The sequence below is a fragment of the Streptococcus sp. 27098_8_91 genome (assembly GCF_041432385.1).
GTDB lineage: Bacteria > Bacillota > Bacilli > Lactobacillales > Streptococcaceae > Streptococcus.
On record NZ_JAPVZN010000001.1, the window covers coordinates 140291 to 162659 of the forward strand.

21 protein-coding genes and 1 pseudogene are annotated in these 22369 nt (G+C 36.8%); 1 reads left to right on the forward strand and 21 read right to left on the reverse strand.

The annotated features are described in order from the left end of the window. Positions 1–208: 208 nt before the first annotated feature. The 18 genes and pseudogenes from O3611_RS00630 to O3611_RS00715 all read right to left on the reverse strand — a co-directional run bounded on the left by O3611_RS00630 (position 209) and on the right by O3611_RS00715 (position 18065). Positions 209–1246: a prephenate dehydratase gene (locus O3611_RS00630; protein WP_248035315.1), complete on the reverse strand. Its 1038-nt coding sequence runs from the start codon at positions 1244–1246 to the stop codon at positions 209–211. Then, the gene (locus O3611_RS00635; protein ID WP_248035380.1) at positions 1246–2700 is read right to left on the reverse strand and encodes an O-antigen polysaccharide polymerase Wzy family protein; all 1455 of its coding nucleotides are present in this window, start codon (positions 2698–2700) and stop codon (positions 1246–1248) included. Before O3611_RS00635 ends, O3611_RS00630 begins: the two co-directional genes overlap by 1 nt. Before the next feature lie 31 nt (positions 2701–2731). Next, positions 2732–3751, reverse strand: coding sequence for a sulfotransferase (locus O3611_RS00640; protein WP_248035317.1), 1020 nt, complete (start codon positions 3749–3751; stop codon positions 2732–2734). A 12-nt stretch (positions 3752–3763) separates the two neighbouring features. Continuing rightward, entirely contained in the window at positions 3764–4867 is a 1104-nt protein-coding gene (locus O3611_RS00645; protein WP_371607481.1) for a glycosyltransferase, read from the reverse strand. 7 nt (positions 4868–4874) lie between these two features. After that, positions 4875–5840 carry a glycosyltransferase gene (locus O3611_RS00650; protein WP_371607482.1) on the reverse strand — a complete coding sequence of 322 codons (966 nt, stop codon included), beginning with the start codon at positions 5838–5840 and terminating at the stop codon, positions 4875–4877. Further along, positions 5837–7051: a CDP-glycerol glycerophosphotransferase family protein gene (locus O3611_RS00655; RefSeq protein WP_371607483.1), complete on the reverse strand. Its 1215-nt coding sequence runs from the start codon at positions 7049–7051 to the stop codon at positions 5837–5839. The genes O3611_RS00650 and O3611_RS00655 overlap by 4 nt, the downstream gene beginning before the upstream one ends. A gap of 44 nt (positions 7052–7095) precedes the next feature. Then, positions 7096–7515: pseudogene (locus O3611_RS00660) on the reverse strand (phosphorylcholine transferase LicD); the annotation flags it as partial. Positions 7516–7655: 140 nt separating this feature from the next. Continuing rightward, positions 7656–8975, reverse strand: coding sequence for an LCP family protein (locus tag O3611_RS00665; RefSeq protein ID WP_371607484.1), 1320 nt, complete (start codon positions 8973–8975; stop codon positions 7656–7658). Further along, on the reverse strand, positions 8972–9820 hold the full coding sequence (gene pheA / locus O3611_RS00670) for a prephenate dehydratase (RefSeq protein WP_371607485.1): 849 nt from the start codon (positions 9818–9820) through the stop codon (positions 8972–8974). Before pheA ends, O3611_RS00665 begins: the two co-directional genes overlap by 4 nt. Next, positions 9817–10293 carry a shikimate kinase gene (locus O3611_RS00675; protein WP_371607486.1) on the reverse strand — a complete coding sequence of 159 codons (477 nt, stop codon included), beginning with the start codon at positions 10291–10293 and terminating at the stop codon, positions 9817–9819. Before O3611_RS00675 ends, pheA begins: the two co-directional genes overlap by 4 nt. After that, positions 10286–11569, reverse strand: a complete 1284-nt coding sequence (gene aroA, locus O3611_RS00680; protein ID WP_371607487.1) for a 3-phosphoshikimate 1-carboxyvinyltransferase — start codon at positions 11567–11569, stop codon at positions 10286–10288. The genes O3611_RS00675 and aroA overlap by 8 nt, the downstream gene beginning before the upstream one ends. Before the next feature lie 89 nt (positions 11570–11658). Then, complete coding sequence (locus O3611_RS00685; protein WP_036757185.1) at positions 11659–11997, reverse strand: YlbF/YmcA family competence regulator; 339 nt, start codon at positions 11995–11997, stop codon at positions 11659–11661. Between the two features lie 11 nt (positions 11998–12008). After that, positions 12009–13112 (reverse strand): prephenate dehydrogenase, encoded by a 1104-nt coding sequence (locus O3611_RS00690; protein WP_371607488.1) that lies wholly within the window; start codon positions 13110–13112, stop codon positions 12009–12011. Between the two features lie 9 nt (positions 13113–13121). Then, positions 13122–14288 carry a chorismate synthase gene (gene aroC, locus O3611_RS00695; RefSeq protein ID WP_371607489.1) on the reverse strand — a complete coding sequence of 389 codons (1167 nt, stop codon included), beginning with the start codon at positions 14286–14288 and terminating at the stop codon, positions 13122–13124. Between the two features lie 9 nt (positions 14289–14297). Then, the gene (gene aroB, locus O3611_RS00700) at positions 14298–15365 is read right to left on the reverse strand and encodes a 3-dehydroquinate synthase (RefSeq protein WP_248035340.1); all 1068 of its coding nucleotides are present in this window, start codon (positions 15363–15365) and stop codon (positions 14298–14300) included. Positions 15366–15383: 18 nt separating this feature from the next. After that, a complete protein-coding gene (locus O3611_RS00705) occupies positions 15384–16238 on the reverse strand; it encodes a shikimate dehydrogenase (RefSeq protein ID WP_371607490.1) in 855 nt (284 codons plus the stop codon). Continuing rightward, entirely contained in the window at positions 16228–16905 is a 678-nt protein-coding gene (aroD, locus tag O3611_RS00710; protein ID WP_371607491.1) for a type I 3-dehydroquinate dehydratase, read from the reverse strand. The genes O3611_RS00705 and aroD overlap by 11 nt, the downstream gene beginning before the upstream one ends. Further along, a complete protein-coding gene (locus O3611_RS00715) occupies positions 16902–18065 on the reverse strand; it encodes a class I SAM-dependent rRNA methyltransferase (protein WP_371607492.1) in 1164 nt (387 codons plus the stop codon). Before O3611_RS00715 ends, aroD begins: the two co-directional genes overlap by 4 nt. Before the next feature lie 247 nt (positions 18066–18312). Here O3611_RS00715 and O3611_RS00720 point away from each other — a divergent pair, with 247 nt between their 5' ends. Beyond that, positions 18313–19764: an alpha-amylase gene (locus O3611_RS00720; RefSeq protein WP_371607493.1), complete on the forward strand. Its 1452-nt coding sequence runs from the start codon at positions 18313–18315 to the stop codon at positions 19762–19764. 198 nt (positions 19765–19962) lie between these two features. Here the strand turns inward: O3611_RS00720 and O3611_RS00725 are convergent, their stop codons facing one another. The 3 genes from O3611_RS00725 to O3611_RS00735 all read right to left on the reverse strand — a co-directional run bounded on the left by O3611_RS00725 (position 19963) and on the right by O3611_RS00735 (position 22295). Beyond that, positions 19963–20637 carry a DnaD domain-containing protein gene (locus tag O3611_RS00725; RefSeq protein WP_371607494.1) on the reverse strand — a complete coding sequence of 225 codons (675 nt, stop codon included), beginning with the start codon at positions 20635–20637 and terminating at the stop codon, positions 19963–19965. An 8-nt stretch (positions 20638–20645) separates the two neighbouring features. Continuing rightward, a complete protein-coding gene (gene metA / locus O3611_RS00730; RefSeq protein ID WP_371607495.1) occupies positions 20646–21590 on the reverse strand; it encodes a homoserine O-succinyltransferase in 945 nt (314 codons plus the stop codon). A 192-nt stretch (positions 21591–21782) separates the two neighbouring features. After that, positions 21783–22295 carry an adenine phosphoribosyltransferase gene (locus O3611_RS00735; RefSeq protein ID WP_075229870.1) on the reverse strand — a complete coding sequence of 171 codons (513 nt, stop codon included), beginning with the start codon at positions 22293–22295 and terminating at the stop codon, positions 21783–21785. Positions 22296–22369 lie beyond the last annotated feature (74 nt).

Sequence of the window (22369 nt, forward strand, 5' to 3'; positions counted from 1 at the left end):
ATAGGTTATACTAGACGAGACAGAATTTATAAAGTCTTTTACACTAAAGTAGAAGGAAGATACATATGTCTAGAAAACTTGTTGTATGTTCAACTGTAGAAGGCAAGGATTTTCCTATCCAGTTGGTAACTTTTCTTCGACTCATTACAGTGGCAAAAGAGTCTATACTCTAATATAATGTCATACTGTCCTTCAAAATTGACATAATCTACAAGCTATACGTAGCTACACCTAGTAGATTCTTATTTAAATTTTTAACAACTTGAAGATTTTCTTCAAAGTTTTTATATCTAGTTATACCATACTCTTCTACAAATAAAATGTTGTCAGAATCTAGTACAGACTTAATGTTATTTAAATTTCCAATGACAATATTTTCTGGTAAGGCTTTAGCATATTGCTTAGAAAATTTATCAAAAACATTTTTATTCGTTGCTATCACTAATAAGTTCTTATTTCCATTCTTATATTGTATAACATCTTTAAAATTAGCTACATTATCTAATTTCACTACAAAATCTACACCATATTTTTCATAATCTCCAGCTCTATTAATAGTTGGATTAAAAATATACGCTGCTACGTTAACAAATATTACTAAAAACAGAGCTCCAATTCCGAGTATAATCACACGAATGAATAAAGTAACTTTATTTACTCCAGATTCTATGTCATTTTTTTCAAGTTCTTTTGAATAAACTGTCTCCAATTTTTCAATTGTGACCCCAGAGTATGTCTGTTTATATTTATCAATCAAATAATCCAATTTCTGTTCAATAATATCATTCGCCAATTTACTTGGTGTTAATATTTTTACTGTAATTCCCGCATTATTTAATAAGGAATTTACTTCTATCTTTTTGTTCCAAAAATCAAAATTTGAGTTTTTAAGTGTAACCTCAGATGTCAGTAATTCTGACGCAATTTTTTTCATATCTGATTCTGATTGGTCATTGAACAAATAAGCTCCATTTAAATTGGCTTGAATCAAACGTCCATAGAAATCACTATATCCTCCAATTGTGTTACTATTAGGAGTTTTAGTTTCATCTTCTGGCGCTATGATTTTATACGAAAGATAACTAGAATAATTACTAGCATCCTTTACAACAGACTTTGTTGTAAGTACTTTATATGAGTATGGAATAGCTAAACAAAGAAATAAAACTATTAGTGAAACCAGATTTAATACTCTTCTCTTATAAATATTTGCAAATAAATCTGCAATCGAATAATTATCAAACATTATACATCTCCTTTATTATCAACTGTGTATTTTAATTTTCTTTCTATTAGGGTTGCTACAAAAAAGATAACAAAAATAATTCCCCAATATTGCAATGTAACTAAATTAAAGAAGCTCTCTGTAAAGCCTCCTCTCGGCATAAAGAATAGATTATTTAAAATTAATAACGTAATACCGAATAATAGTACTCCAGATTTATAAGCTGATTTTATCATAAATATGAAACCTATTCCCATTAGAATACTCAACAGAAATAGTCCAAGCATTCCATAATCAGTATACATTTCCATTATATAGCTTCCACCTATGCCATGACCTGCCAAATAATCCTGTTTCAAAACAATATACGAAATATTGTGAGCGTATCTGTCACTTTCAAGAGCTAATTCTAGACTATTATTAGCACTAGTAAAGGGAGTTCCACCAAATAAAATACCTAAATTCCCTCTAGTGATATACTCAATTATAGGACTAAATGTATAATTTCTAAACTCTTTTATTGGTAAATTACTTCCATATAAGTATCCCCTTGCTAAAACACCAAAGCTAGTTCCTTGTTTATAGATAAAATCTAAAAAAAGTTCAGAAATACTCATATTCCCAATCCCTGCTCCATCACGGGCATAATTCAAAAATCCCATAACAAGCATCATGATAGGAGCACCTATATAGAACATAGCTTTTTCTTTTACACCTATCCATATCCCTTTTTCTGTTTGATTTCTCATAAAATAATAAATAAAAGAAAATATCAAACTTAATACAAATGGATTTCTAGTTCCTATTAAAAGATTAATCACATTTCCAACGACAAACATACCTAACACTATTGTTGAATGACGTTTGTTGGGCTTAGTAGCTAAATAGATACACATGGCATAAACTACAAACGTTGATAATGTATAGGTAAAATAAGGTAGCTCGCTTTTGAAATCTGCATAATACTCATAATATGATACATTTACTCTATACATTAGCCGTTCGATTAACCTAATTAAATAGAACGGATATGAAACTAGAAATACTGCTAGAGATACTTTTCTTATACTATTTATAAATAATATAGATTTTTGAGTTTTATAGCCCTCTTTTTTATTGTTTTCTTTTTTAGAAATTAATAAACCTCCTATTGTTAATCCAATAATAGAAACAATAACAGCCAAAAATGAAAATCTATAGACATCTTCCTGATAAGTATTTATCAACCCCTGCTTGAAATAATCTATGGTTGGTCTAGACACTAAAAATAGAAAAATTGTAATGTAAAAAATAAGGTGGATTATATAATACTTTATATTGTTAAAACAGTATAGGATACTACTTATAATAAGCATAACTAAAGTTATCAATAACGTAATAATCGAATTGTTATATATATATGCAATACCCAAAAAAATAGTTATAACATAGCTAAATAGCGTAATTAGATAATACACTCTTTTCCAATCTAATATCAAATACTCACCTCATTCCTCTACACAGTAATTAAAAAACATCCCCAGTAGAAACAATACGTTTCTTAAAATTATATAGGTACTCTGATAATTCTAACTCTATCATTTCTACTTCCTCCCTGTATTTATCATCTCTATTGTAAACTTGTAAATTATTCACAGAAATAGCTGGGTTGAAATACTCAAACTTTGCTTTATGATGGACAGAATCTATACCGATGAAATTTTCTATATCTTGTTTTGTTTCCTCATAATTCAAAACCAAATCCTCAAAATTTAATCGTAATGCTAAAGTATTTGTTTTTTTCTCATTTTCTCTCATCATTTTGTAATAATTACAAAATTCCTTAACATCGGTTGGATATGGCACCTCTTGATTTCTTGGCTTCCAAAAGTATTTATTCATTATAAATACATCCCGAGGATCTCTAGAAATTATTATTGGAAATAACTCTTCAATTTTATAATTATCAATTATATTAAGATTATGGGGCAATAAAAGCTGATCTAGGACTATATACTCTTCTTTATCCGAAATTTCTTTTATTACATTCAAAATAAATTTTCTACTTTTTTCATAGAAATCATCCGACGCTACCATACTCATTTCTAATTGCACTTGTTTTGGCTTTGTTGTCTTTTTAAAGATAATTCTCTTTATAACTCTCATAAGCCAGGCAATTTTTGAAGGTTTTTGATGATAATACCAAATCCCCTGATATTTACTAGTTATTATAGAATCCAAATAAGATTCTACCACATTCATGAAGTTATGCGATATTTTATCTTTATAATCAGCTATTCCCCAACCATCATAATGATACAACTTTTCCATGAGTTTTCTAAAATTCTTTATGGCTTCATCGCTTCTTATAGCATTATTATTATATAGTAATTTATATTCTAAATCAAATAATCCATCGGGTGCATATAAGAATACATACTCAAAGTCTGAATTTTTTGTGTTTATTCCTTCATATTCTTTTAATAAATCTGTCACAGCAGAAGATCCACTTCCCATATAACTCATAGGAACTATGATTTTATCCATATTTTTATCATCCTATAATTCTTTAATGATTTTTTTTATACTAGCAACTTGTTTATCTAAGGAAAATTTATCTACGTGTTCTCTACACACTTCCGACTTAATTATTCTATTTTCCTTATTTTTACTAAGTTCTTCTACAATATAATTGGTGATTTCTTCATTGTTGTCTGAAACAAAGCCACATTTTTGAGAATTATATAGTTCATTTGTTCCCCCTACAGGTGTACTAATGAATCCCTTTCCCAAAGCTAAACTTTCGACTAAAACAGTAGGAAAGCCCTCTGCTTCTGATAATAAAATGACATAAGAAGATTTTTTTATGTATGGATACGGGTTTTTAACATAGCCCAACATAAAAACATTGTTCTCTAATTGATTATCAAGTATAAATTTATTAACGTATTCCTCTAAATCGCCTTTGCCTAATAGATATAATTTTTTATTGGGAATCCTTTCAACCACATTCTTAAAAACTTCTAACAGTCTCTTTATGCCTTTTGATTCTTCGATTCGTCCTATATAGATAAGACTATCCTCTTCAAATTTAATTTCCGCATTTTCAAGAGATTTAGCATTGATATCATTAAAATCATATCCATTATATACTAGTTCTATTTTTTTCTTATACTCAGGATAAATTTCTTTGATGGATTCTTCTGTTTTTTCTGAAATAGCTATTATTTTGTTAACTGATCTTAGTTTTTTACCTTGTCTAATTCTAGATATTTTATGATTTTGCAAATTATAAATTGTTCCATGATTCCACGATATTGTTTTCACATCATCATTAAGTAAATAAACTGGATAAAGATAATTAAAAGCAATCTCATAATCGTATTTTTTTAGAGTTATTCTATTTCTAAAAAATTTTGGAAAGAACAAGAACAACTTCCATTTAATGTTTTTAAAAAGACTAGCATTTTCTAAATTTTTAAATACAGGTTCTAATACATTAATATTTTCATCATCACTCCCTACAGCACCATGATGATTTATCTCTAAAATATCAATATCGTATTCGTCGCTTAATCCTTTGGAAATATTTTCCAAAATTTTTTCAGCTCCGCCCCCCATACTAAAAGACCAGGTTATAAACAAGACTTTCTTTTTACCCATATCTCACCTATTTCAAAAGTTTTTTCACTATTTTTCTTTGATTATATTTTATCAAATACATTAGTATTTTTCTCTTTAAAGGTTGACTCTTTAAATATTTATTTTTTATCCAATTTGGATATTTAATTTTAACTTTTTTTAGATATTCATCTAATAGAGGAGATGTTTCATCTATTCTTAAGATATTTGCATATCCTCCGTATAAAATATGGTACCAGTTAAAATATTCTAACTCTTCTTTAAATTCTCCTGGATAATTTTCTGCATAGTATTCTTCAACACTACTCAACATAACTTCTATGTCTCTTATTTTATTTATAGCAGTGCCACCACGCATAATAGAACCTTCTGTTAAATAATATTTGTATATGCTAAAATTAAAGTATTTTGCTTTACTTACATTGGGCCATAGTCTTGCCATAAACTCAAAATCTTCATATAAATAGCCACTTTTAAAGGTTACTTTAGTTTTTCTTAAAAATTCTAAATCATATATATAATGCCAAACAGCATTTGGAAGAGTGAAAAGTTTCTTTTCTGTATTAGGAATAAGTATCGTATTTTCTTGTATTCCCATACTTATAGTCTCTAGTTTACTATTCTCATATCCTACTCGATAATCAAATATATTTACTTCTTCTAGTTTTTGATTAGCTATAAATTCTATTGCCCCTTCTTCTATCTCATCATCTACATCAACAAACCATAGATAATCTCCACTAGCTTCTTCTAGAATTACTCTTCTTACATGAGCTAAACCTGAATTGGTTTGTGTTATTACTTTTATCTGGGATATTTTTTCACTATACTCTTTTAATATTGTTTTACTATTGTCTTTTGAACCATCGTTTACTATTAGCAATTCTAACTCTATGTTTTCTTTTGCTTTCTCATACTCTTTGAGTATAGAATCTATACAACGGGATATATATTTTTCTCCGTTGTATACTGGTATGCCTATTGTTAATTTCATTCTTTTTTTCCTATTATCTCTTTTATAAATCTATATACTCTTCTAGAATTTCTGTCATCGTATATTCTAAAAAACTTTTCAATTTTTTCTTTGTATCTATCTTCCAGGATCCACTTATTATTAAATTGTTTTTGAATATCTGATATTAATTCATCTAGGGTATCTATTGATTTTCCGAAGCCATCTTTATAATCATAGTATCCTTCTTCGTACTGACCCTCCCTAAATTTTTTATAATCAAATTGATAAAACAAAACTGGCTTTCTCATATAAGCAAAATCCATAAATACACTTGAGTAATCTGTAATTAAAAAAGCTGACTCTTTTAATAATTCTTGTATATCATATTTTTTCCAATCTGCCAATATTATATTATCCGAAGAAGTTTGAAATTCTTGTAAATTATTTTGCATATTTCTATGCGGATAAAAAATTAACGTTAAGTCATTTTCTTCTAAAAAAGTTTTTAGGTCCTTACTTAATAAAAACTCATTCCATTTTTTAAAATATTCACTTTCTGTAAAAATACTGCCTTCATTAAAGCTAGTTCTAGCTTTAGTATTTAGGTTTAACCATTCTCTCCATGTAGGCATTACAAGAATTTGATTATTTTTTACAATGTTATTATGGAGGTTGTCAAATCTAGGAAAACCTAAATATTTTACATACCCACTAGGATAACCAAACTTTTCCTCTATTTCCTTGTACTCTTGTTCTGCTCCACATATAAAGCCACGCATCTTTGTATTTTCATAATATAGCCATTTAGCATCTGAAACTGTTATTCCATGTTGTAAAAATACTTTATTGGTGTTTAATCCTAAATATACTTCCATAAGATTAAAAACAGCTGCATTAGGGTTTCCCGCTTTTTGTGTACTTACATTTACTCCTGCACTTAGATAATAAATCCAGTGTCTCAAAGACCAATACTGTATACATTCTCCTAACTCTTTGACTTTTTGAGCATCAGGAGATTTCAAATCAATAACATATATTACATTTTCCTCTGGGTGATTTTCTCTAATATATTTAAACAACCAATAGCCATTATCTCTAGCTTCTTTTTCACTTTCACATATTAGTATTAGATTCTTATTCTTGCGTCTAAAGAAAAGAGAAATAACATAGGCTATAGGAAAAATAAATATAAGCGAAATAATATCTCTTATAGAAATTAATCTTAATTTTTCAAAAAAATTTCTACTCATCTTAGTACCTCCTCATATACGTGCTTATAGTTTAATGAAAATTTCCAACTTATTCTCTTTTTTATTAGAGCAAAAAGCTGATGTTTGGAAAAATAGTCCAAGGGAAGAACATCCAGAGCCAAGCCGTGTGGGAGGTCCAAATCCTGCTGGTACGGCTTTATGCAAGTTGTTGACTTGTCTCGAATAGTGATAAAGAGGTTGCGATCAACAAAGTCTCTATCACTTTTTGATAGGAAGTAACGCTCATCCGCATAACGAGGCCATAGCTCTGCTAATTTTTCATAATCCTTGCGGGGCATAAAGAAGTCTAAATCATCATCCCAAGGGATAAAACCTTTATTTCGTAAAGTTCCAATAGCTCCTCCACCACACAAATAACAGAGTAAATCGTGTTCTTTACAAAAGGCGACAAAATATTCAGCCATCTCTAGACTACGAGCTTGAATTGCCTTTAAATCACTCATCTTATTCTCTTCCTCTTCTATAGAATACATCATTCTATTATACCATAAAAATAGTTTATAAATCCATCTGACCATGTGAAAAATCAAAGCCCAAGATACCTATTTTCATAGGTATCTTAAGCTCTGATTCATTTTACAGTTTACCTAAATCCCATTTGGGCTAGCTTATTCTGGTAAGCTTTTTGATCCACTCGAAGGGCTTGGCCTCCATAGACATCATAGTCATCTACCCAGTCTCCAAGTTCTGGAACTGTAAGTCTCTCAATACCGTTCTGACCTCCTTCAAGGACGGATAATCCGTTGGTCAATAAGAAGGTATAAGGAAGGTTTGTAGATGTCATAGCGAATACTTTACCAAGTGCTTCTGAACCTGTGAAAAGTTTTGTAGGATCTTTAATTTGCTGTAAAACAGCAGTCATGACTTGTTGCTGTCTACGAGTACGTCCATAGTCCCCTTCATCGTCATCACGGAAACGTGCATAGTTCAGAAGAGTCGAACCATTCATCTGTTGTTTTCCAACTCGAATGGTTTGAGTCGGTGACTCAGTTTCCGTTGCATGCAAGTCATCGCCTACAGTCGCTTCTGTCACAGGAACCCCGTTTAGGGTTGAAAACTGAGCATCAATAGTCACACCATCAGGGAAAAGCGTATCAATGGCTGTCGCAAAGGCTTGAAAATCGACAAGGGCATAATATTTTATGTCTAGATCAAAATTATCCTTGAGCACCTTGCGGACCATTTCAGCTCCTTGTTTACCTTCTTGTTCCCCTAATTCATAGGCCAAGTTTAATTTATGGTCGGTCTGTTTTTGACCATTGATGACTTGGCTATACCCATCAATATAGACCAAGTTATCACGCATAAAGCTAACAAGCTTCAATTTTTTATCTTTGCCACTTACATTCAGAACCATAATGGAATCTGTCCGTGTTTCTGAACTATTCTGTCCAATACGGCCATCCGTACCCAAAATAAGAATATTAACCCCATCACGCGTATCTTGTCCATTGAAGACTTCAACCTGAGCAGCTTTGGCATCTTTGGGCCCATTTGAGCCATTAGGATTCGCCGATTGGAATCCCTTTAAGAACATGACGATCATTCCTACTGCTACACAAAGCAATAATATCCCTAACCAAGCAAATAAGCGTTTAAAACAAAAACCTCTTTTTTTCTTTGGCTTCTTAGCTTTTGGAACCTTCGTTTCCAGTTGAGCTCCACCACTACGGCGGCTAGAGCGACTACGATTAGCATAGGTTGGCAGGTCGATACCAGAGTCTGAAAGAAGTTGTTCTTTAGTTTCTGGATTGAAAACTTCCGCTGAACCTTTTTGACCTTCTAACTTAGCATGTAATAAGTCAAATTCTCTCTTTTCTTTTTCATTCAAATAATGAATATTTTTCAAAAGATAGTCATATCTCAATTTTTCATGGTGTGTCAAAGGATTCTCTCTAGTCATTCCTTCTCCTTCCCTTTATCCTGTATGGTATAGATAGGGTAAGCTCCTAGTATTTTATAGTGGATCCCAATCGTTTCTAATTCTTCTTGAGCAAAATGGACCAGTTCTTTATCAGCATAGTCCACATCAATGATAAAAAAGTATTCGCCCAAGGCTGTTTTTAGGGGACGACTTTCTATCTTGGTTAAGTCAATCCCTCGCCAAGCAAAGGTAGAAAGTGCTTTATATAATGCACCTGGAAGATTATCTGGCAAGGTCAAGGCTAGACTCATCTTTTCAGAAGCTGCATTCAAGGGAATTTGTGGTAATTTAGGTCCCAAAACCCAAAAACGAGTAAAATTGGCTTCCATTTCTTGAATATCTTGAGCGATAAGTTCTAGCCCATATTCCTCTGCAGAACTTTTTGGAGCAATAGCTGCAAATGCTTGATCAGGATGTTCGGAAACATACCGAGCAGCATAGGCTGTACTTGCCGTTACTTCTAATTGAGCGTCTGGATAATGCTCATCAATAAATTTCTTCCCCTGTGCCAAAGCTTGTGGGTGAGAAAAGATTTTCTCAATTTTAGATTGCCCTGGCACCGCCATCAACTGTTGATGAATTGGCTGCACAATCTCCGCCACAGCCTGAATACGAGCTTGATGAAAAAGATAGTCCAAGGTCTCATGAACACTACCTTCAATGGAATTTTCAACTGGCACTACTGAATAGTCTACCAATCCCTGTTCATAGGCCTTGATAACGTCCGTAATATTTGAAAAAGGCTCTAGTTCCTCATGAGGAAAAGCCGTCTGCACCACATGGTGCGAAAAAGATCCTTTGGGACCTAGATAGGCAATTTTCATCTCAATTCCTCTATAATTTCCTCCGGACTTAGCTTGGACACATCGATAACTTTACTAGCCACTTCCTCATACCAAGCCTGTCTTTCTTTAAAAATCGCAGCCAAATCTTCCTTGCTATTCTTTAAAAATAGTGGGCGTTGATTGTCCTCATCGGCTGAAATTCGCTGGTACAGGGTCTCAAAACCTGCTTTTAGGTAGATATTATCAGCATTTTGCTTGAGCAAGGCCCGATTACGCGGAGAAATGACTACTCCTCCCCCAGTTGACACGACTTGGTCCGTTTTAAGTAAGTCAGCTAAAATTTCTGATTCCACCTGACGGAAGGCTGCTTCTCCTTTTTCTTCAAAGAAAAGAGCAATCGGCATCCCCAGTCGGTCTTCCAACAAGGCATCCATGTCTACAAAGTCAGGATCTAATCCTCTAGCAATAGTAGATTTTCCTGCACCCATAAAACCTAGTAAAACCTTAGCCATGAATCAAAGTCTCCAAATCATCAAAGAAACTTGGGTAGCTAGTATTGATAGCTTCAGCACGATCCAATTCAACTTCTCCATCTGCCACTAAAAGAGCTGCAATGGCTGTCATCATACCGATACGGTGGTCTCCAAAGGTGTTGACTTTGGCTCCATGGAGGGCAGATTTCCCTTTAATAATCATTCCGTCTGCTATAGGTGTAATATCTGCTCCCATGCTATTTAAAGCGTCTGCGACAACTTGAATACGGTCAGTTTCTTTAACCTTGAGTTCTTCTGCATCTTTGATGACTGTTTGACCTTGAGCTTGGGTAGCAAGAAGGGCAATAATTGGCAATTCATCAATCAAACGTGGAATCAAGGCTCCGCCAATCTCAGTTCCTTTTAGGTCTGACGTCTCAACAGTCAAGGTTGCAGACTTAGCAATTGGGTCAATGTCAGTAAGATCCAATTTCCCACCCATAGCGTGGATAACATCGATAATACCTGTACGTGTTTCGTTAATACCGACATTCTTAAGCACCACACGAGAATCTGGAACAATCAAACCTGCGACCAACCAAAAGGCTGCACTAGAAATATCTCCTGGTACGACAACTGTTTGTCCACTTAGTTTCTGTGGTCCTTGGACTGTGATTTTCTTACCATCAACACTCAAGTCTCCGCCAAATTGATGCATCATATCTTCTGTGTGGTTACGAGTGCACTCCTTCTCAATGATGACAGACTGACCTTGAGCCTGCAATGCTGCAAAAATCAAGGCAGACTTGACTTGGGCAGAGGCAATCGGTAATTCATAATGAATAGGTGTTAAATTTTTCGTTCCTTTTAAGTGTAACGGTGGCAAGTCTCGCTCTGTCTGACCAGAAATGGTAACTCCCATTTTTTTCAAGGGAAGAGTTACACGATCCATTGGGCGTTTAGAAAGACTATCATCTCCAAACATCTCTACTTCAAAGTCTGCACCAGCAAGTACGCCTGAAATCAAACGAATAGATGTCCCAGAATTCCCCATATCGAGAGCGTTCTTAGGGGCTTTCAATCCATCCATGCCAACACCTTGAATGGTAACGACACCGTCTTTGTCCTCAATCTCTACGCCGAGGTCACGAAATACCTGCATGGTTGACAAGACATCTTCACCACGCAAGATATCATAAACTTTAGTCTCACCCTCAGCCAAGCTTCCAAAAATGATAGAACGATGACTGATGGACTTATCTCCTGGTACTCGAATACTACCATTTAAGTGCTCAATGTTTGTTTTTAATTTCATACTGGTCCTCATACTGACAATACTTTTTCTTATTTTATCATAAAAAGTCAGAAATTTCTTAAAAATTCCTGACTTTATGAGGTAAATTCTTATTTTAAAAGTTCTGAAATTGGTTCAAAGACAATTTTTTCAATATCAGAAAGGTAGATAGAAAGTTGTTGCTGTTTGGCAAAGAATTCTGACAAGAGAGAGTTTCCTTGAATCTGCTTGCCAAAACTTTCCATTTTTTCTTGGAAAGAAGCATCTGGAATTTGACCAGTTTGTGCCATGATTTGGATTTCATGTTGAAAAGCAATATAATCTGCAAAAATTTTGCTTGCTTCTGCATCCGCTTGGATGGCATCTCTAGCTTCTTTAACGGCCTTGTATTCAGGCAACTCACGGAGCCCGCGACTAAGTGCATTTGCACTATCATAAATATTTGACATGATTGTCCTCCTTATTTAATAACGACTGTGTAGTCAGTATTTTCTGTAATGACTTGCTCAGCACGTTTTAAATCCTGAGCATTCTTAAAGGAAATTTGCAGAATCCCGTGAACATCCTCACGGTTTTCCTCATTGATATGGATATTGACCAAAGAAGTTCCACGTAGCAATTCCAAGATGCGTAAAATCACATCTTCCTCATCGGGAACATCTACATAAAGGTCAAATGAGCTATCTACTCCTCCGCGTTTATGAATTTCCATAGCCTGACGTTGCTCACGCGCTTGATTGAAAAAGTTCCAGATTTGGTTTTCATCACCCTTACTGATTGCTTGTCCAATCTCGTCCAAACGGCCCTTGAAATCCTCGATGCGTTCAATAATGGTATCCCGATTGGATAAGAGGATAGAAGTCCACATACCTGGCTCGCTTTCAGCAATCCGAGTCATATCACGAAAACCACCTGCCGCAAAGCGTCGCGCCATTTCATGCTCTTCAGCATAACTTGCAGTTTGTTCCATCAGGCCTGATGCTAAGATATGCGGAAAATGGCTAATCTGAGAAGTCACTCGGTCATGCTCTTCAGCATCGATTTCAATGAAACGAGCATGAAGACCTGACAGCAAGTCTCTCATTTCTTCGAGAGTATCCAGAGTTGTCAGACTAGATGGCGTGAAGATATAATAGGCATTTTCAAAAAGATTAACATCTGCAGAGGCAGCTCCTGTCTTGTGACTTCCTGCCATGGGATGGGCTCCAACAAAGCGAACGAACTTATCAGCAAAACACTTCTCAGCTGTAGCCACTATAGCTGACTTGGTCGAGCCAGCATCAGAAATAATGACACCTTCTTTCAAGTCCAAGTTGGCCAATTCCTTAATAAAGGCAATAGTTTGCTTGATTGGCAGGGTAAGAATGATGACGTCTGCAAGTGGAGCAAAACTGGCAAAATCATCCGTCGCTCGGTCAATCATTCCTCTCTCCAAGGCAATATCTCTAGACGCTTGACTACGATTGTATCCTAAAATTTCATAATCAGGATGATCCCGCTTGATTCCGAGTGCCATGGAAGCACCAATCAAACCAAGGCCTGCGATATAGATGGTTTTTGCCATAAGAACTCCTTAATAATTCTTTGTATACTCCCGATGTTTAGCAACAGCTTCTTTTAATTCTTCTAGATTATCAGAAGAAAATTTCTCTAAGATTTCTTGAGCCAAGACTGTTGCTACGACTGCTTCCATAACAACACCTGCTGCTGGAAGAGCGGTTGGATCACTTCTCTCCACCGTTGCTTTATAAGGCTCATGAGTTTCAATATCGACACTCATCAACGGCTTATAGAGAGTCGGAATTGGCTTCATAACTCCACGAACGATAATCGGTTGGCCATTGGTCATACCACCTTCGAAACCTCCAAGGTTATTAGTCCGACGAGTATAGCCATCTTCTTGTGACCAGAGAATTTCATCCATGACTTGGCTGCCCTTGAGATAACCTGCTTTAAAACCAAGTCCAAACTCCACACCCTTAAAGGCGTTGATTGAAACAACTGCTTGAGCTAGTCTCGCATCTAGTTTACGATCCCATTGGACATAAGAACCAAGACCAACCGGAACACCTCCGACAACTGTTTCCACAACACCACCAATGGTATCACCATCGCGTTTGATCTGATCAATATAGTCCTTGATTTCCTGCTCACGTTCTTGATTGACGATAGAAACTTCTGACTGGGCAGCTAGTTTTTTAATCTCTGCAACTGTTAAGTTTTCTGGAACTTCGATTTCCTTACCACCAAAGACAATAACATGGTTGGCAATTTCAATATCAAGCTCAGCCAATAGACGTTTAGCCACAGTCCCAACTGCCACCCGCATAGTCGTTTCACGGGCAGATGAACGTTCCAGGGAATTTCGCAAATCATCAAAGCGGTATTTGATCCCCCCTACCAAGTCGGCATGACCTGGGCGAGGATGAGTGATTTTTCGTTTACTTTTAAGGCTATCTTCAATGTCCTCGGCAGACATGATATCAAGCCACTTTTGATGGTCTTTATTAATGACATCCATGGTAATGGGAGCCCCTGTCGTCTTCCCATGGCGAACGCCAGAAGTAAAGACAACCTGATCACTCTCAATCTTCATGCGGCCACCACGGCCGTAGCCACCTTGGCGACGTTTGAGATCCTCATTGATATCCTCGGTAGTCAAAGGAAGGCCTGCTGGGATTCCTTCAATAATTGCTGTCAGACGAGGACCGTGTGATTCTCCTGCTGTTAAATATCTCATACATTCTCCTTATTTTACCAAGTAATCTTTCATTTCTTCGAGTGAGACGGGGTGAATAGTAGCTGAACCAAGCTCTGGTACCAGAACTAATTTCATGGTGTTACCACGCGCTTTTTTATCATGAGTCAAAGCCTGATAAAGCTTATCAACATCCCAGTTTTCATAATCCACAGGAAGCCCAAATTTCTGACACATTTCTCGGATAGACTGAGTGATTCCAGCTGGCATAAGGCCTTTTTGTTCGGCTACTTTAGAGACCTGAACCATTCCCATCGCTACTGCCTCGCCATGCATGACACGTCCATAGCCAGCAGTTGCTTCAATAGCATGGCCGATTGTATGACCAAAGTTGAGATATAGACGAATGCCATTGTCCAATTCATCCTCAACTACCATCTTGCGTTTCACCTGGCAAGAATGCTCAATCAAACTTTCTGAATGCTCCAAAATACTCTCTACAGAACCATCCATTTCAGATAACAAGTCCCAGAGTTCTGGATCTTCAATTAAGCCATACTTGATGACTTCACCCATTCCTTCCATCAACTCTCTCTTACCTAAGGTTTCAAGAACGGTTGGGTCAATCAAAACGCCATCTGGCTGGGCAAAAGTTCCCACCATATTCTTGGCAAAAGGAGTATTCACTCCTGTCTTACCACCGATTGAAGAGTCGACTTGAGCAGTCAAACTGGTCGGAATTTGAACAAAGTGAATACCTCGCATATAGGTTGAGGCTACAAAGCCAGCCAAATCACCAACGACACCACCACCTAAAGCTACGATGCCGTCACTGCGAGTTAAACCTTGCTTAACTAAAAATTCATAGACTTTCTGAACTGTAGTCAGATTTTTTCGTTCTTCACCTTCTAAAAAATCAAAAACAGCTACTTGAAAACCAGCGTCTTCAAGGCTGAGCTTGACCTTCTCTGCATAGAGAGAAGCCACTCGATTATCTGTTACAACGACCACTTTTTGTGGTTGCCAAAGTTCTCGCAACCATTTTCCTGCTTTAGACAGGCATCCTTTTTCAATCTGAATATCATAGGGATGATATGGAAGGGCTATTCTGATTTTCATAGCAGGTCTCCTTTTTCTTTATTGATACTTTTGTTTTAATAAATCCCAGATTTGATCTGTTGGCATTTCCTTGCCTGTCCATAACTCAAAAGCTTCAGCAGCTTGGTAAAGCAACATGCCAAGGCCATTGATAGATTGATTTCCCTGGTTTCTTGCCCATTTTAAAAACGGTGTTTCAAAGGGTTGATAAATCACATCAGCTACCAAGAGATCTTTGGGGAGGAATAGGTTTGAAGGAACTGGGGCGGACTTACCATCCATACCCACACTGGTCGCATTGACCAAGAGGTCAGCTTGAGTGATGTTGTCTTGAAGCTCTTGACTATCTTCTAAAGCAAATAATTCTACCCTAAATCCTGTTTCATGCTGTAGTTTTTCTAGGTATGGTCTTGTTTTTTCCATTGAAGCGGAACGTACAAAGACAGAAACTTGACTGACTCCATCCAAGATTGCCTGCGCCAAAATTGCCTTGGCTGCTCCACCTGCTCCTAACAAGACCATTTTTTCCCCTGATATTTTAAAAGAAGGCAAGCTCTTAAAGAATCCCTTGCCATCTGTGTTATATCCAATTAAAGTCCCCTCCTGATTCACAACTGTATTGACAGCACCAATCAAACGAGCTTCTTCGCTCAACTGGTCCAGATAAGGAATCACTTGCTCCTTGTAGGGCATAGAAAGATTGATTCCAAACATCTGGTAACGACGAATGTTGGCAACTGTTTCTGCCAAGTCAGTTCCTTCTACCTCCCAAGCAAGATAGACCCCATTGGTATTGGTTGCCTCAAAAGCTCTGTTGTGAATGAAGGGTGAAATGGAGTGTTTGATAGGATTGGCGACTACAGCTGCTAAACGTGTGTAGCCATCAATCTTCATTTAGTATCTCCCTAATTTTTTTCATGCTAGAAAGTGAAATCTGTCCTGGAGCACTGACTTCGTCCAGACTTGCAAAAGACCAGCTAGAGCCCGTTACATCTGAAGTAATACGAGAAACCTTACCCACTTTCCCCATAGAAATCGTCACGTATTCTTGTTCTGGGTTCAGTGTTTTAAAGCCACGTGTAAAGTTCATAAGGTCCAATACATCTTGTTCTGTATGAGCCATAACCGATACTTTAACCACTTTGGGCGTTAGGCTGGTAAGCTCGGATAAGATTTCCATCATATTCTCTGGAGTTTCTTGGAAATTATGATAACTCAAGACCAGATTTGGAAAATCAAGCATCTCTTCAAAAACATCCTTGTGACCAAAATACTCAAAATCAAGGTATTCAGGTTGATAGAGTTGAGCTACATCCTTGATAATTTGTACATACTCTGCCGAATCCAAATCGATCTCGCCTCCCTCAGCACGAGTACGTAGGGTAAAGAGGAGTTCACGGCCTGCAAATTTTTCAAAAATAGCTGGAGCTACCTGTAAAATAGCTTCCTTTGGTAGGAAGTCGGCACGCCACTCAATGATATCAGCATCGATATACCGCATGGCATCGATTCCTTGCGCCTCTTCTAAACTCTTTGGCATTACTGAAACGACTAATTTCATTTAGTTACCTTCATGCTAATCACCTTAAGGTAATTACTACTTTCATCTTTTTCATTGTAGACAAAGTCTGCTGGAAGTCCATATTTATTAAGAACCTGGTACTTTCTTCCTGCAAATCCTTTGTCGATTTGTTCTATAAATTTTTGACGGGAAACATTGGCAGCATTGGTGCTAGCAATGATCATACCTCCCGGATTTAAAATCTCTAAACTCTGGGAAATCAACTTGTGATAGTCCTTAGCTACAGAGAAAGTTTGCTTTTTATTACGGGCAAAGCTAGGTGGATCAAGAACGATCACATCATAAGACAAGCCCTTACGTTTAGCGTATTTAAAGTATTCAAAGACATCCATAACAATGAAACGATGATTGTCAAGACTGAGTCCATTGGCATGAAAATGAGCTTCTGACAGTTCTCTGGAACGTTTGGCTAGATCTACAGAGGTTGTTTCACTAGCGCCTCCCATTGCTGCAGCAACTGAAAAAGCTGCTGTGTAGGAAAACATATTAAGCAAGGATTTCCCCATAGCTAAACCATCAACCAAGCTACCACGCACTTCATGTTGGTCCAAGAAGATACCTGTCATAAGACCGTCGTTCATAAAAACTTGATAGAGGACGCCATTCTCAAGAACTGTAAAATTTTCTGGTGCTTCTTGACCATAGATATGGGCAGACTCATAGTCTAGACCTTTAAAACGAATCTTTTCATAGGCACCTAAGACTTCAGGGAAAACCTGAACAAAGGCTGCTAAGATCTCTTGGCGAAGCCCATAGACATAGGAGTTATACCAGGAGAAAACAACATAATCTCCATAGAGATCCAAAGTCATTCCACCAAAGCCATCGCCTTCTTGATTAAACAAACGAAAGGCAGTTGTCAACTCATCTTGATAGTAAGAAGAACGTTTTTGTTTGGCTTTTTCAAACAAACTTTCAAAGAATTTTTGGTTAAAAGAAAGCTTCTGGTTGGTTACCAACCAACCAATCCCCTTATTTTGACGAGATAAATAGGCCTTGCCCAAAAACTGCTTTCTTTGACTAAATAACTCAACTTCCTGATCAGTTTCAGATAGTTCTGGAAAATCAATTTCCTCCAAAAGTACTAGACCTTGGTTTAGTTTTTTTTCAACACGTCTACTGACGAATACTTTATTCATAAATACTATTATAACAAATTTTGTGACAATTCACAAAATAGAAACTATTGATTCATCCATCATCCTACCCTATCTGAGAGAATTTTTCCTCCCATCAGTCCTGCTATTTTTCTTTTATAGTATTTCAACACTTCTAGTTGAAAAATAGACATAAAATTCAAAGAGTTTAATTTCAACGCAAACGTTTGCGTAGAAACTGACTTTATGCTACAATAATTCTCATCACTGTTAAGTAAGAGGACTATCTATGAAAAATCAAACCCTAATGCAATATTTTGAATGGTATCTACCACATGACGGAAAACATTGGAAACGCCTTGCTGATGACGCTGAACACCTAGCAGATTTGGGAATCAGTCATATTTGGATGCCACCTGCTTTCAAGGCAACCAATGAAAAGGATGTCGGTTATGGCGTCTATGATTTATTTGACCTTGGAGAATTTAACCAAAAAGGCACTGTTCGCACCAAATACGGTTTCAAAGAAGACTATCTCCAAACCATCCAAACCTTAAAGTCTCACGGGATTCAACCCATGGCCGATGTGGTACTCAATCATAAGGCAGCCGCTGACCATTTAGAATCTTTTCAAGTTATCGAAGTGGATCCAGAAGATCGAACTGTGGAACTAGGAGAACCTTTTACCATCAATGGCTGGACTGGTTTTACCTTTGACGGACGACAAAATACCTACAATGACTTCCACTGGCACTGGTACCACTTTACTGGAACTGACTATGATGCCAAGCGTCGTAAGTCTGGCATCTATTTGATTCAAGGTGATAATAAAGGCTGGGCTAACGAGGAATTAGTTGATAACGAAAATGGCAACTATGACTATCTCATGTATGCAGACCTAGATTTCAAGCATCCAGAAGTCATACAAAATATCTACGACTGGGCAGATTGGTTTATGGAAACGACTGGTGTAGCTGGTTTCCGTTTGGATGCAATCAAACACATAGACTCTTTCTTTATGCGCAACTTCATTCGCGATATCAAAGAAAAATATGGCCAAGATTTCTATGTCTTTGGAGAATTCTGGAATCCAGACAAGGAAGCAAATCTGGATTACCTTGAAAAGATTGAAGAACGCTTCGACTTAGTCGATGTCCGCCTCCATATGAATCTCTTTGAAGCAAGCCAAGCTGGTGCAGACTATGATTTGCGTACCATCTTTAATGATAGTCTCGTTCAAATCAAGCCAGATAAGGCTGTAACCTTTGTCGAAAACCATGACACCCAACGAGGTCAAGCTCTGGAGTCTACTGTTGAAGAATGGTTTAAACCAGCAGCCTATGCTCTCATTCTTTTGCGTGAGCACGGTCTACCATGTGTCTTTTACGGAGACTACTATGGGATTTCAGGACAGTATGCTCAGGAAAACTTCAAGGATGTCCTTGACCGTCTGCTTGCCATCCGAAAAGATTTGGCTTATGGAGAGCAGACTGACTACTTTGACGATCCTAATTGTATCGGTTGGGTTCGTTCAGGAGCTGAGAATCAATCGCCACTTGCCATCGTAATTTCTAATGGCCAAGCAAACTCCAAAACTATGTTCGTCGGTCAAGAATGGGCTGGTCAATCCTTTGTTGATTTACTAGGAAATCATCTTGACCAAGTAACTATTAATGCTGAAGGTTATGGAGATTTCCCAGTTACAGAACGCTCTCTTAGTGTATGGGGACTGGCTAACTAATCAATTAATACTCTTCGAAAATCTCTTCAAACCACGTCAGCTTCCATCTACAACCTCAAAGCAGTGCTTTGAGCAACCTGCGGCTCGCTTCCTAGTTTGCTCTTTGATTTTCATTGAGTATAAAAACCACAAAAAATGCCCACAAGCTAGATTTTCTTTCTAGTCTGTAGGCATTTTTTCTATTATCAATACTTAAAATTAGTCTTTCCAAAGATCCATAGCATTTTGAAAATCTGCAGAAACTTGAACATTTTGAGGATTAGTCGCTTCTCTCTCCTGACGCTTCGCCTCTACCTGGACTACACTCTTAATGCCTTCATGGCGCCAGTTTCGTAGGATAGCCTGGATATACTTCCAATTTGGTTTTCCATTCAAAACGGCCTCACGTAATGCTTCTTTGATCAGGTCAGCACTAGTTCCGTCTTCTTTTAAACTCTTTTCTAAATCCTCAATTTCAAAAGGACTCAGGAGACGACCTAACTCTTGTTGGAAGGTTTCCACCAAGTCTTTCAAATCATTTTTAGCAGGTACAGCTTGGCTTGGTTCTTGTTTTTCAAAAAGCTGGTCCAAACGTTCTAAAGCAAGGGTCGCATCAAAAATAACTTCTATTTCTCCATTGAGTTCAATCGTACGATATTGGAGTAAGCCTTTTTCTGTCAATCTGGAAATCGCTTGATTGACTTCATAGACTTGCTTGCCTATTTTCTCAGCGATTTGACTTGGGGACAATTCCCCTAAAACTGTTGTATTTTGTAGGTAAAAGAATTGCCAAACTAAGAAATCATCGCTTGATGAGAAAAGTTGATTGTAGTTTAAGAGCAGAGCACTTGGTAACACCAAGTTCCCTGATTTGAAAGCGTCTAAATATGTCATAATTCCTCTTATAAATATCCAAAATGAGACACATCTTCTTCTGCACTCTTCCACTCAAAAGGCGTTTCTTGGTAAACTGCATAATTTACCCAGTTACTGAAAAAGAGAGCTGCTGAGGAACTCCAACGCATACAAGGAAGTTCATGGATGTCATCATTTTTGAAATAATTTTCTGGTATATGGGGATCTAAACCAGCATCTAGATCTCTGAAATATTCTTTGGCAAGCGTATCACGATCATACTCCAAATGCCCAAAGCTATATACTTCTCTTAAATCTCGGCTTGCAAGGATAGATATTCCCACTTCTTTTCCAGATGCTAAGATCTCTAAATTTGTTTTATTTACAATGTCTTCTTTGAGAATTTCTGTGTGACGAGAATGGGGAGACACATACAAATCATCAAAACCTCTCAGCAAAAGATGACCTTCTTTTAAAACATCCTGAGGATAAATTCCCGAAAGTTTTTGAGCCATCTGGTGTTTATCTACATCGTAACGATAGTAGAGGCCAGCCTGTGCTCCCCAGCAAATATGCAGGGTTGAAAAGACATGAGTCTTTGACCAATCGATGACCTGAGTAAATTCCTCCCAGTAGTCCACTTCTTCAAAAGGAAGATGTTCGACTGGTGCTCCTGTGATAATCAAGCCATCAAAATACTGGTCTTGAACTTCTGAAAAGGTCTTATAAAAAGTCTCCATATGTTCAGAACGAGTTGTTTTCGACTGATGACTTTCCATATATAAGAAATCAATATCTAACTGCAAAGGAGTATTAGCTAAATGTCGTAAAAGCTGAGTCTCTGTAACCATCTTCTGTGGCATCAAGTTTAAAATCAGAATTTTCAGTGGTCGAATATCCTGATGAGCCGCCCGCTGGTCATCCATGACGAAAATATTTTCCGTTCGTAAAATCTCAACTGCTGGTAATTTTTTATCAATTCGAATCGGCATGGAAATCTCCTTACTGTATCAATTCTAGGCTCAAACGAACATACAGTCGTCAAATGAAAAATCAGCTGACGAAAGTCCTTTCCTTTATTATACTGTAAGAAGATATAGTTTTCAATTATAGTTTTTCTCTAACTAGATATAGCCTTTTTTTATATCAGATGAAGAGAAAACAGCCCTAGGGACTGTTTTTCACTAATAATGCATAAGCACTTTATAATCGTAATCTCCGATAGCTTCGCGACCTTTAAGCTCATCAAGCTCAATCAAGAAGGCACAACCAGCTACGATACCACCAAGTTTTTCAATCATTTCGATAGTTGCTTTAACAGTACCACCCGTTGCTAAAAGGTCATCTACGATCAGAACACGTTGACCTGGTTTGATAGCATCTGCGTGCATAGTCAAAGTATCAACACCATATTCTTTTTCGTAGTCAGCTGAAACAACTTCACGTGGTAGTTTTCCAGGTTTACGAACAGGCGCAAAACCGATTCCCAATTCAAAAGCGACTGGACATCCAACGATAAATCCACGCGCTTCTGGTCCAACAATCATATCGATTTTTTTGTCAGTAGCGTATTGGACGATTTCACGAACAGCATAGCTGTAGGCATTACCATCAGCCATCAAGGGACTGATATCACGGAAGACAATTCCTTCCTTAGGGTAGTTTTCAATGGTTGCAATGTAATCTTTTAAGTTCATAGCATTTCTTTCTTTTAAAATTTTTACTCTCTATTATAACACATTTCTTAGAAAAGAGAAATAGAAAGAAACCC